Origin of the sequence: Pseudomonas sp. GD04019 (assembly GCF_029837695.1) — a bacterium.
In the GTDB taxonomy this organism is placed as follows: Bacteria; Pseudomonadota; Gammaproteobacteria; order Pseudomonadales; family Pseudomonadaceae; genus Aquipseudomonas.
In genome coordinates this window covers 101,024-112,237 of sequence record NZ_JAOEEA010000009.1, presented here as the reverse complement: position 1 = coordinate 112,237, position 11,214 = coordinate 101,024, and the positions used below count along the sequence as shown (strand labels likewise).

Annotated in this window: 11 protein-coding genes; 8 read left to right on the top strand and 3 right to left on the bottom strand. The window is 63.1% G+C overall.

Annotated elements, in window-relative coordinates:
• Positions 1-74: 74 nt before the first annotated feature.
• Together N7607_RS15320 and N7607_RS15315 are read right to left on the bottom strand one after the other, a co-directional pair.
• Positions 75-911 carry an HDOD domain-containing protein gene (locus N7607_RS15320; protein ID WP_279867923.1) on the bottom strand — a complete coding sequence of 279 codons (837 nt, stop codon included), beginning with the start codon at positions 909-911 and terminating at the stop codon, positions 75-77.
• Between the two features lie 110 nt (positions 912-1,021).
• Positions 1,022-1,963, bottom strand: coding sequence for a folate-binding protein YgfZ (locus N7607_RS15315; protein ID WP_279867925.1), 942 nt, complete (start codon positions 1,961-1,963; stop codon positions 1,022-1,024).
• 118 nt (positions 1,964-2,081) lie between these two features.
• On the opposite strand from N7607_RS15315, the gene N7607_RS15310 reads away from it, so the two are divergent.
• Together N7607_RS15310 and N7607_RS15305 are read left to right on the top strand one after the other, a co-directional pair.
• A complete protein-coding gene (locus N7607_RS15310; protein WP_192397612.1) occupies positions 2,082-2,336 on the top strand; it encodes a succinate dehydrogenase assembly factor 2 in 255 nt (84 codons plus the stop codon).
• Entirely contained in the window at positions 2,320-2,772 is a 453-nt protein-coding gene (locus N7607_RS15305) for a protein YgfX (RefSeq protein WP_279867928.1), read from the top strand. The genes N7607_RS15310 and N7607_RS15305 overlap by 17 nt, the downstream gene beginning before the upstream one ends.
• On the opposite strand, the gene nadB is transcribed toward N7607_RS15305, so the two are convergent.
• Positions 2,741-4,357 carry an L-aspartate oxidase gene (gene nadB, locus N7607_RS15300; RefSeq protein WP_279867929.1) on the bottom strand — a complete coding sequence of 539 codons (1,617 nt, stop codon included), beginning with the start codon at positions 4,355-4,357 and terminating at the stop codon, positions 2,741-2,743. The genes N7607_RS15305 and nadB overlap by 32 nt on opposite strands.
• A gap of 346 nt (positions 4,358-4,703) precedes the next feature.
• Between nadB and rpoE the strand changes: the two genes are divergently transcribed.
• The 6 genes from rpoE (at position 4,704) to lepB (ending at position 11,198) form a co-directional block, all read left to right on the top strand.
• A complete protein-coding gene (gene rpoE / locus N7607_RS15295) occupies positions 4,704-5,285 on the top strand; it encodes an RNA polymerase sigma factor RpoE (RefSeq protein WP_137971491.1) in 582 nt (193 codons plus the stop codon).
• A 37-nt stretch (positions 5,286-5,322) separates the two neighbouring features.
• Positions 5,323-5,904: an RseA family anti-sigma factor gene (locus tag N7607_RS15290; RefSeq protein WP_279867930.1), complete on the top strand. Its 582-nt coding sequence runs from the start codon at positions 5,323-5,325 to the stop codon at positions 5,902-5,904.
• 8 nt (positions 5,905-5,912) lie between these two features.
• Positions 5,913-6,851 (top strand): MucB/RseB C-terminal domain-containing protein, encoded by a 939-nt coding sequence (locus tag N7607_RS15285; RefSeq protein WP_279867931.1) that lies wholly within the window; start codon positions 5,913-5,915, stop codon positions 6,849-6,851.
• A gap of 114 nt (positions 6,852-6,965) precedes the next feature.
• Positions 6,966-8,390, top strand: a complete 1,425-nt coding sequence (locus tag N7607_RS15280; protein WP_279867932.1) for a DegQ family serine endoprotease — start codon at positions 6,966-6,968, stop codon at positions 8,388-8,390.
• Positions 8,391-8,542: 152 nt separating this feature from the next.
• Entirely contained in the window at positions 8,543-10,342 is a 1,800-nt protein-coding gene (gene lepA / locus N7607_RS15275; RefSeq protein ID WP_279867933.1) for a translation elongation factor 4, read from the top strand.
• 4 nt (positions 10,343-10,346) lie between these two features.
• Entirely contained in the window at positions 10,347-11,198 is an 852-nt protein-coding gene (gene lepB / locus N7607_RS15270) for a signal peptidase I (protein WP_279867934.1), read from the top strand.
• Positions 11,199-11,214 lie beyond the last annotated feature (16 nt).

Here is an 11,214-nt window from a genome sequence, read left to right as displayed (position 1 = left end):
AGCCGGGCTTGCTTGCAGTCTAGTCAGGATAGGCGTGGCCTGCGGAGGCGGGCGACAAACGTCGCCCGTTCGGCTTATTGCAGCATGCTGGCGGCGGCTTCCATGGCCGCGGAGAGGTCTTCGTCGGCCTGCATGTCGACGTTCGGGTCGAGGCCGAGCTTGGCGAAGGCCGGGATCTGGCTCCAGTCCAGCTGGGTGTAGGGGTGTTCGCTGCCCAGGTAGCTCTGCAGGGTGGCGACCTGGACGATGTCGACGTAGTCGACCTTGGCCGAGTTGCGGCTGAAGTCCAGATGCTGGGCCGGCACGATGGCGATCGGCTCGGGGAATTCCCAGGCGCGCAGGATCTTGTCGCCGATGATCGGGTGGATCTTCTCGATCACGTGGTTGAGGCTGATCGAGTCGGCCAGCAGGGCGTTGTTCTCTTCGGCGTAGGTAAGGATCGGCAGCACGCCGATCTGGTGCACCAGGCCGGCCAGGGTGGCCTGGTCGGGCATCAGGCGGGTGTAGTGGCGGCACAGGACGTGGCAAATGCCGGCGATCTCGGTGCTCTTGTTCCAGACTTCGCGCATCTTGCGGTCGACCACGTCGCTGGTGGCCTGGAACATCTGCTCCATGGCCAGGCCGGTGGCCAGGTTGCAGGTGTAGTTGATGCCGAGGCGGCCGACGGCCATCTGCAGGTCGGTGATTTCCTTGCTGGTACGCAGCAGCGGGCTGTTCACCACCTTGATGATGCGCGCGGTCAGCGCCGCGTCGTTGCCGATCACCTTGCTCAGGGCGGGGATGCTGATGTTCGGATCTTCCGCCGCCTCGCGCACCTTCAGTGCCACTTCCGGCAGGGTCGGTAGCACCAGCTCATCGTTCTCGATGGCGTGGATCAGTTCTTCCTGGACTTTCTCGGCAAGCTTGCTCATCTCGGTTCTCGGGTCACTCGACCGCTTCAGTTTAGGCACTGACGCGGACTTCGTTCAGGGATGCCGGGGTTGTACCGCGTTTGCCCCGGGTCATGCATCAGCTTTTTTACCTAGCGCTGGATTTCGCGATCCGCGTCCAGTTGGTACGGCAGTTCCAGCAGTTTCAGGCCAGGGCCGTCGGCGCTGCCGAGGTGGATTCGACCATCGGCGACTGCGTCCTCCTGTAGTACCGCCAGCAACTCGGCACCATCCTCTGTAGCGGCGGCGAGCACCACTTCGCCGACGCTGGAGCCGTGTACCGGCGAGAACAGCTCGCTGCCCACGGCCGGTAGTTCGCCCTGGGCCAGGCTCAGGCGTTGTAGACGCCGCTTGAGCTTGCCGAGGTACTGCATGCGCGCGACGATTTCCTGGCCGGTGTAGCAGCCCTTCTTGAAGCTGACGCCGCCGACCGCCTGCAGGTTGATCATCTGCGGGATGAACAGCTCGCGGGTGGCGCCGAACACCTGGCCGACGCCGGCGCGCACCTGGCCGAGCAACCAGTCGTTGAGCGCTGCCTCGCGCAGCTGCGCAGTCAGCTGGTCACGCAGACGCTCGGCCTGGTCTGCCGGCGCCCACAGTTCGGCACGGTCGCCGGGCAGGCGGATGGCAATCAGGCCGTTGGCGCGGGCCACGGCATCGGTCTGCTGGGGTAGGTCCAGGCCGAGGGCGGGCAGGGTGCCGTCGCCACCGTCCAGGCCGAAGCGCACCCAGGCGGCGGATTCGTCGGCCAGCTTCGATTTGGAGAACACCGCGTACTTCTTCAGGTCCGTCAGCTGCGCTTCCAGCAGTTCGCTGGCCATGGCCAGCAGATAGCCGTCGCCATCCTGCAGAATGCGGAAGCTTGAGGTCATGCGGCCCTTGGGCGTGCAGCGGGCGCCCAGGCTGGAAGTCCGTTCGTCGAGATAATTCAGGTTGCAGGTGAGTTGGCCCTGGAGGAACTTGGCGGCGTCGGGGCCGCGCACGGCGAGCAGGGCTTCGTGGCTCAGGAGGGTGAAGAAGGCGGAGTCGGCCATGGGCGATCGCTGGTTGCAGAAGACAGGGCGTCATCATAGAGGCCGCCCGGAGGCTTGTCAGCGTGCCGAGTGCGTGCGGCGCCGGTATACTGCCGCTCCTTTGCACAGGAGCCGCTGCATGGCCGACGCTACCGAACTCAATCGACTCTTCTGGCACAGCCGCCGCGGCATGCTGGAACTGGACGTGCTGCTGGTGCCTTTCGTCAAGGAGGTCTATGCCAGCCTGGATGCCGAGGATCAGGCGCGCTACCGCAAGCTGCTGGAGTGCGAGGACCAGGACATGTTCGGCTGGTTCATGCAGCGCGGCGAGCCGGAAGACCCCGATCTGCGTCGCATGGTTCGCATGATCCTGGATCGTGTCCAGCCGAAGTGAAGTCTTCGAATGCCACTGGCAGGCTTCGCGCCTGCTGCTGGCGGTCTACCTGTCGGCGCTGGCCCTGGCGCTGATTTCCCTATTCGTCGTCGAACTGCCGCTCTGGGCATCCCTGCTCGGTGCCTGCGTCTGCCTGCTGCATGCCGCCTGGGTGTTGCCGCGACAGATCCTGCTGCGTCATCCGGCCGCCTTCACCGGGTTGCGCCGCGACGAGGAGGGCTGGCAGCTGTGCAATGCGCGCGATGGCTGGCAGCCGGTGCAGTTGCGTCCGGACAGCCTGGCGCTGCCGTTGGTCGTGGTGATGCGTTTTCGCCTGGCGGGTGAGCGGCGCGTGCGTGGCCTGTGCATCCCGCGTGATGCGTTGCCGCGCGAGGCGCACCGGCGCCTGCGCGTGCGTCTGAAGTTCAGCCGGCGTAGGTGGGCGGCGCCAGGATAGTGTCGCGGGCCTCCGGCAGCAGGTCCGGATAGTCCAAGGTGTAGTGCAGGCCGCGGCTCTCGCGGCGCAGCATGGCCGACTCGATCATCAGTTCGGCGACCTGGGCCAGGTTGCGCAGCTCGATCAGGTCGCGGCTGACCTTGTAGTTGCTGTAGAACTCGTCGATCTCGTCCAGCAGCAGGCGCACGCGGTGCTGCGCGCGCTGCAGGCGCTTGTTGGTGCGCACGATGCCGACGTAGTCCCACATGAAGCGCCGCAGCTCGTCCCAGTTGTGCGCGATGATCACGTCCTCGTCGGAGTCGGTCACCTGGCTGGCATCCCAGGCCGGCAGTGCCTGGGGCATCGGCACCTGGTCGAGCTGGGCGAGGATGTCCTCGACCGCCGAGCGGGCATAGACGAAGCATTCCAGCAGCGAGTTGCTGGCCATGCGGTTGGCGCCGTGCAGGCCGGTGAAGCTGGTCTCGCCGATGGCATACAGGCCGGGCACATCGGTGCGGCCATGCTGGTCGACCAATACGCCGCCACAGGTGTAGTGCGCCGCCGGCACCACCGGGATGGGCTGGCGGGTGATGTCGATGCCGAACTGCAGGCAGCGTTCATACACGGTAGGGAAGTGCGCCTTCACGAACTCGGCCGGCTTGTGGCTGATATCCAGGTACACGCAGTCGATACCCAGGCGCTTCATCTCGTGGTCGATGGCGCGGGCGACGATGTCGCGCGGGGCCAGCTCTTCGCGTGCATCGAAGCGCGCCATGAAGCGCTCGCCGTTGGGCAGCTTGAGATGTGCGCCTTCGCCGCGCAGAGCCTCGGTGACCAGGAAGCTCTTGGCCTGTGGGTGGTACAGGCAGGTCGGGTGGAATTGGTTGAATTCCAGGTTGCCGACCCGGCAGCCGGCGCGCCAGGCCATGGCGATGCCGTCGCCGCTGGCGCCGTCCGGGTTGCTGGTATAGAGGTAGACCTTGGCCGCGCCGCCAGTGGCGAGAATCACGAAGCGTGCGTGGTAGGTGTCCACCTCGCCGCTGGTGCGGTTGAGCACGTAGGCGCCGACGCAGCGCTGACCAGGCAGGCCGAGCTTGCGCTCGGTGATCAGGTCCACCGCCACCCGTTGCTCCTGCAGCTCGATGTTGGCGCGCTGGCGGGTCTGCTGCAGCAGGGTGTTGAAGATCGCCGCGCCGGTGGCATCGGCGGCATGGATGATGCGCCGATGACTGTGGCCACCCTCGCGGGTGAGGTGGAATTCGAAACCGCCGTCCTCGCGATCCTGCTCCTCTTCGCGGGTGAAAGGTACGCCCTGTTCGATCAGCCACTGGATGGCTTCGCGACTGTGCTCTACGGTAAAGCGCACGGCGTCTTCGCGGCACAGGCCACCGCCGGCGTTGAGGGTGTCGCTGACGTGGGACTCCACGGTGTCGGCATCGTCCAGCACCGCGGCAACGCCTCCCTGGGCCCAGTAGGTGGAGCCGTTGGCCAGGTCACCCTTGCTCAGCACGGCAATGCGCAGGTGCCCGGGCAGGGTCAGGGCCAGGGTCAGGCCGGCAGCGCCGCTGCCGATGACCAGAACGTCGTGCTGATAGTGTTGGCTCATCTACTGCTGATTCCGCAGGGATCGAAATGGCGCCGCCTAGTATATAGAGGGGGTGATCGGCACAATAGCTGGGCTTATGACGTAGAAGAACATTCTGGAACTTTTCTTAGTCGTTCAAGTTCCAACGACAGATGCCAAATGTGCCTGTCGTATTGGAGCGGCGGCCAGATTGGCCAGATTATTCATGCAGTAGTCGAATCGACGATGCTGTAACGCTTTGCAAAGCCATCGAGAGCCGAGCAAAGCTTCTTCGGAGGGGAGAACTTTTGCGCAACGCCCGAGTCTATCTTGGCAGACGGAAAGACTGGCCAGCGCGGATCTCCTCCGGAACGGACGAGGAGTATTCATGCTAGCCCAGGAAGACGATCAGCAGCTGGTCGAGCGGGTGCAGCGCGGCGACAAGCGGGCCTTCGATCTGCTGGTACTCAAGTACCAGCACAAGATTCTCGGCCTGGTGGTGCGCTTCGTTCACGACAGCCATGAGGCACAGGATGTCGCTCAGGAGGCTTTCATCAAGGCCTACCGGGCGCTCGGTAATTTTCGCGGTGACAGCGCCTTCTATACCTGGCTGTACCGCATCGCCATCAACACGGCGAAGAATTACCTGGTTTCGCGGGGGCGGCGTCCGCCAGACAGCGATGTCAGCTCAGAGGATGCGGAGTTTTACGACGGAGATCACGCGCTCAAGGATATCGAATCGCCCGAGCGCGCCATGTTGCGGGATGAGATCGAGGCCACGGTGCATCGGACCATTCAGCAACTGCCGGAGGATCTGCGCACGGCGTTGACCCTGCGCGAGTTCGATGGATTGAGCTACGAGGACATTGCCAGCGTCATGCAGTGTCCAGTCGGTACCGTGCGCTCGAGGATTTTCCGGGCCCGCGAGGCCATCGACAAAGCCCTGCAGCCTTTGCTGCAGGAAGCCTGAATGTGAGACAGCGGCGACAGCCAAGAGAGGAAACACCATGAGTCGTGAAGCCCTGCAGGAATCGCTGTCCGCGGTGATGGATAACGAAGCGGACGAACTGGAACTGCGTCGAGTGCTGGCGGCTGCCGGCGACGATGCCGAACTGCGTGGCACCTGGTCGCGTTACCAGATTGCTCGCGCGGTCATGCATAAAGAGTTGCTCGAGCCGCGTCTCGATATCGCTGCCGCCGTTTCCGCGGCGCTGGCCGAGGAGGTGATGCCGATTGCGACTGCTCGTAGTCCGTGGCGCATGGTCGGGCGAGTGGCGGTAGCTGCCTCGGTGACCTTGGCCGTGCTGGCTGGTGTGCGCTTCTACAATCAGGATGAGCTGGCCGGCGCGCAATTGGCACAGCAGGGCGTGCAGCCCAGCCTGACTTTGCCGCAGGTGCAAGGGCCTGCTGTTCTCGCTGGCTATACTGAGGCGGCGTCGCCGTTGCAACAGAATGCCGAACAGTCCAGTTCGGGTTGGCATGAACAGCGTCTGCCGGCTTATCTGCGTCAGCATGCGCAACAGGCTGCTGCAAGCGGTGCCGACACCGCGTTGCCATATGCCCGAGCCGCCAGCCTGGAAAATCGCTGAGAGGGTACATGCGCGTCATCCCCCTTATAGCTCTGCTCGGCAGCTGTCTGGTTCTACCCGCACAGGCTGCCGAGAGTTGGTTGCAGCGGTTGGCTCAGGCCGACCGGCAAAGCTTTCAAGGCACTTTCATCTATGAGCGCAATGGCAGCTTCTCTACCCACGGCATTTGGCACAAGGGTAGTGAGTCTGGTGTTAGCGAGCGCTTGCTGCAGCTTGATGGGCCTGCGCAGGAAGTGCTGCGGGTCGATGGCAAGCCGCAGTGCATGAGCGGTGCGTTGGCCGAGCAGGTGGTCGATGCGCAGTGGCCGGCACGTGAACTCAATGCCGATCAACTGGAGCAGCGCTATGACATGCGCGTGCTGGGACGTTCGCGCGTAGCCGGGCGTCCAGCCACGGTGCTCGCCCTGATTCCTCGCGACCAGCATCGCTATGCCTTCGAACTGCACCTCGACGACGAGACCGCGCTGCCTTTGAAGTCGCTGCTGATCAGCGAGAAGGGGCAATTGCTGGAGCGCTTCCAGTTCGTCAGCCTGGATCTGACTGCGAATGTCGATGACGCCGCGCTCAAACCAGGTGAGTCGTGCAAGCCGGTCAGCCTGAGCAAGGTGGCCGAGTTGCCGCAATCCTGGAGGGCTGGCTGGGTGCCGCCGGGTTTCGAATTGAATCAAGCGCTGCAGCGTACCAGTCCGGTCTCGTCCGAACCCGTTGCCTGCCTGCTGTATGGCGATGGTCTGGCTCGCTTCACGGTGTTCCTCGAGCCTTTGCGCGGGGCCGGAGCTGAAGATGCGCGCAGCCAGTTGGGGCCAACTGCCGTGGTGTCGCGCCGCATGAGCACCGCCGATGGCGACATGATGGTCACCGTGGTGGGTGAGATTCCTCTGGGTACCGCCGAGCGCGTAGCCCTATCGATGCAGACTGCGACGGCTGTCGAGAGCTCTGCGCAGTGATTCGCTGCGGCATGGGCCGATTCGGAGTGGATTTTCGCTCCGAGTCGGCCTTGTCGCATCTGCTGTACTGATTGTAAAAAATCCCTGTCTTCTAAGTGGATGGAGCTGAAGTCGATGCTTAGCCTGAAATCCTCGCTGTCCGGCCTGTGTGCCTTGCTGTTGCTGGGGCAGATGTCTCTGGCGCGTGCCGAGTTACCCGAATTCACCGAGTTGGTGGAGGAGGCCTCGCCGGCCGTGGTGAATATCAGCACCCGACAAAACCTGCCGCAGCGCGAGGTGGCGGCTCAGGGGCAAGTGCCGGATCTGGAAGGGTTGCCGCCGATGTTTCGCGAGTTCTTCGAGCGCAACATTCCGCAGATGCCGCGTGGGCCGGGAGGCGGTCGCCAGCGCGAGGCCCAGTCGCTGGGTTCGGGTTTCATCATCTCCGACGATGGCTATGTGCTGACCAATAACCATGTGGTGGCGGATGCCGATGAGATCATCGTGCGCCTGTCCGACCGCAGCGAACTGGAGGCCAAGTTGATCGGCGCCGATCCGCGCACCGATGTGGCTCTGCTCAAGGTCGAGGGAAAGGGCTTGCCGACCGTCAAGCTGGGCAAGTCCCAGGCGCTGAAGGTGGGTGAGTGGGTGCTGGCCATCGGCTCGCCTTTCGGTTTCGATCATTCGGTGACCGCCGGCATCGTCTCGGCCAAGGGGCGCAGCCTGCCAAACGAGAGCTACGTGCCGTTCATTCAGACCGACGTGGCGATCAACCCGGGTAACTCCGGCGGCCCGTTGTTCAACTTGGATGGCGAAGTGGTCGGTATCAACTCGCAGATATTCACCCGCTCCGGTGGCTTCATGGGGCTTTCCTTCGCCATTCCCATCGATGTGGCGATGGATGTTGCCAACCAGCTGAAGTCCGAGGGCAAGGTCAGTCGCGGCTGGCTGGGCGTGGTGATCCAGGAAGTGAACAAGGACCTGGCCGAATCCTTCGGTCTGGACAAGCCGGCCGGTGCGCTGGTAGCTCAGGTGTTGGAAGAGGGACCCGCTGCCAAGGGTGGCCTGCAGGTGGGAGACGTGATCCTCAGTCTGAATGGCCAGCCAATCATCATGTCGGCCGATCTGCCGCATCTGGTCGGAGCACTCAAGCCCGGCAGTCAGGCCAATCTGGAGGTGGTGCGCGAGGGAGAGCGTAAGCGCATTGCGCTGAGCATCGGCGCCCTGCCGGAGGACGGCGAGGGGATGCCAGTGGCTGGCGAGGCGGGTGTCGAGCGCAGCAGCAATCGCCTCGGTGTATCGCTGGCCGAGCTGAGCGCCGAGCAGAAGAAGGCTTTCGATCTGCGCGGTGGAGTGGTCATCAAGGAGGTGCAGAGCGGCCCGGCGGCGCTGATAGGCTTGCGCCCCGGCGATGTCATCACTCACTTGAACAACCAGCCCATCGATTCGGCCAAGACTTTTGCCCAGGTGGCCAAGGAGCTGCCGGTCAACCGTTCGGTGTCCATGCGCGTGCTGCGCCAGGGGCGGGCCAGCTTCATCACCTTCAAACTGGCCGAATAGGCCTGGTTGGGCGCAAAAAGGGCGGCATTTGCCGCCCTTTTTTGTAGCTGGCGTCGGTGTGGCGCGCGTGACGGGTCGGTCGCCAATCGGGTAGAATCCCCGGCTATTTTTCGGCGGGCAGCCTGCCTGCGGCTTTATTCGAGTGTTGATCCGTGAGTGACCTGAGTCATATCCGCAATTTCTCCATCATCGCCCACATCGATCATGGCAAGTCGACCCTGGCCGACCGCTTCATCCAGATCTGTGGCGGCCTGTCCGATCGCGAGATGGAGGCCCAGGTCCTCGACTCCATGGACCTGGAGCGCGAGCGTGGCATCACCATCAAGGCTCACAGCGTCACCCTGCACTACCCCGCGCAGGACGGTAAGACCTACCAGCTGAACTTCATCGATACCCCCGGCCACGTCGACTTCACCTACGAGGTGAGCCGCTCCCTGGCCGCCTGTGAAGGCGCGATCCTGGTGGTCGACGCCGGCCAAGGCGTCGAGGCCCAGTCCGTGGCCAACTGCTACACCGCCATCGAGCAAGGGCTCGAAGTCATGCCGGTGCTGAACAAGATGGACCTGCCCCAGGCCGAGCCAGAGCGGGTCAAGGACGAGATCGAGCATATCATCGGCATCGACGCCACCGACGCCGTGCCCTGCAGTGCCAAGAGCGGCATGGGCGTGATCGATGTGCTGGAGCGCCTGGTCCAGGTGATTCCTCCGCCGGAAGGTGACATCGAGGCACCGCTGCAGGCGCTGATCATCGACTCCTGGTTCGACAACTACCTGGGTATCGTCTCCCTGGTGCGGGTCAAGCATGGCCGGATGAAGAAGGGCGACAAGATCCTGGTCAAGTCCACCGGCAAAACCCACCAGATCGACAGCGTCGGCTTGTTCACCCCGAAGCACACCGAGACCGCCGACCTCAAGGCTGGCGAAGTGGGCTTCGTGATCGCCGGTATTAAGGACATTCACGGTGCTCCGGTGGGTGACACCCTGACCTTGTCCAATACGCCGGACGTCGACGTGCTGCCGGGCTTCAAGCGCATCAAGCCGCAGGTCTACGCCGGCCTGTTCCCGGTCAGTTCCGATGATTTCGAGGACTTCCGCGAGGCCCTGCAGAAGCTGACCCTGAACGACGCCGCGCTGCAGTACGAGCCGGAGAGCTCCGACGCCCTGGGCTTCGGCTTCCGTATCGGCTTTCTCGGCATGCTGCACATGGAGATCATCCAGGAGCGTCTGGAGCGCGAGTACGACCTGGATCTGATCACCACCGCGCCGACGGTAATCTTCGAAGTTGAGATGAAGAACGGCGAGACGCTGTCCGTCGACAACCCGTCCAAGCTGCCCGATCCAGCCGGCATCCTCGATATGCGCGAGCCGATCGTGCGCGCCAATATCTTGGTGCCGCAGGAGCACCTGGGCAACGTGATCACCCTGTGCATCGAGAAGCGCGGTGTACAGCGCGACCTGCAGTTCCTCAGCAGCCAGGTCCAGGTGTCCTACGACCTGCCGATGAACGAGGTGGTGCTCGACTTCTTCGATCGTTTGAAATCGGTGAGCCGCGGCTACGCCTCGCTGGATTACAGCTTCGACCGCTTCCAGTCGGCCAACCTGGTGCGCCTGGACGTGATGATCAACGGCGAGAAGGTCGATGCCCTGGCGCTGATCGTGCACCGTGACCGTGCCCACCAGAAGGGCCGGGTGCTGACCGAGAAGATGAAAGAGCTGATCCCGCGGCAGATGTTCGACGTGGCGATTCAGGCGGCCATCGGTGGTCAGATCATCGCCCGGACCACGGTCAAGGCGCTGCGCAAGAACGTATTGGCCAAATGCTACGGCGGTGACGTCAGCCGTAAGAAGAAGCTGCTGGAGAAGCAGAAGGCCGGTAAGAAGCGGATGAAACAGGTAGGCAGTGTGGAAATCCCGCAGGAAGCCTTCCTCGCCGTACTCAAGGTGGATAGCTGATCCTATGTCGTTCAATTTCCCGCTGATTCTGGTGATTGCCGTTGCGGTTTGCGGCGCTTTGGCATTGCTCGACCTGCTGTTGTTGGCACCGCGCCGGCGGATGGCCATCGCTACCTATGAAGGCCAGGTCAGCGAGCCGGATGAGCAGATCCTGCAGCGTCTGAATAAGGAGCCGCTGCTAGTCGAGTACGGTAAGTCGTTCTTCCCAGTCTTGGCCATTGTTCTGGTATTGCGCTCGTTCCTGCTGGAGCCGTTCCAGATTCCGTCGGGCTCGATGAAGCCTACCCTGGAAGTGGGTGATTTCATCCTGGTCAACAAGTTTGCCTATGGCATTCGCCTGCCCGTGGTCGATACCAAGGTTGTCGAGGTGGGTGATCCTCAGCGTGGCGACGTGATGGTGTTTCGCTATCCCAGCAACCCCAGCATCAACTACATCAAGCGTGTTGTAGGGTTGCCGGGGGATCGCATTGCCTATACCCAGGACAAGCGCCTGCTGGTCAATGGCCAGTCGATTGTCGAGACATTGCTGGGTAAAGAGCCGCGCTCCCTGGGGCGTACTTTGGTCTATCGCGAGAAGCTGGGCGAGACTGAGCACCTGATTCGCAAGCAGCTGCATCGCAATGTGCGCCCCGGTGACGAGTGGGTGGTGCCGCAAGGGCATTACTTCATGATGGGTGACAATCGCGACGACTCCAACGACAGTCGCTACTGGAATGATGGTGCCATTCCTAAGGAGCTGTGGGGCATGGTTCCCGATCGCAATATCGTCGGCAAGGCTTTCGCCGTGTGGTTGAGCTGGCCCGACCCCAAGCTGCGTAGCCTGCCGAACTTCTCCCGAGTCGGCTTGATCCACTGATGCTTGGAAATTGCGG

Coding starts and splice junctions, on each gene's coding strand:
- N7607_RS15320 (WP_279867923.1), bottom strand. CDS start 911: ATGAGCAAGCTTGCCGAGAAAGTCCAGGAAGAACTGATCCACGCCATC.
- lepB (WP_279867934.1), top strand. CDS start 10,347: ATGTCGTTCAATTTCCCGCTGATTCTGGTGATTGCCGTTGCGGTTTGC.
- N7607_RS15290 (WP_279867930.1), top strand. CDS start 5,323: ATGAGTCGTGAAGCCCTGCAGGAATCGCTGTCCGCGGTGATGGATAAC.
- N7607_RS15285 (WP_279867931.1), top strand. CDS start 5,913: ATGCGCGTCATCCCCCTTATAGCTCTGCTCGGCAGCTGTCTGGTTCTA.
- N7607_RS15310 (WP_192397612.1), top strand. CDS start 2,082: ATGGCCGACGCTACCGAACTCAATCGACTCTTCTGGCACAGCCGCCGC.
- nadB (WP_279867929.1), bottom strand. CDS start 4,357: ATGAGCCAACACTATCAGCACGACGTTCTGGTCATCGGCAGCGGCGCT.
- N7607_RS15280 (WP_279867932.1), top strand. CDS start 6,966: ATGCTTAGCCTGAAATCCTCGCTGTCCGGCCTGTGTGCCTTGCTGTTG.
- N7607_RS15315 (WP_279867925.1), bottom strand. CDS start 1,963: ATGGCCGACTCCGCCTTCTTCACCCTCCTGAGCCACGAAGCCCTGCTC.
- rpoE (WP_137971491.1), top strand. CDS start 4,704: ATGCTAGCCCAGGAAGACGATCAGCAGCTGGTCGAGCGGGTGCAGCGC.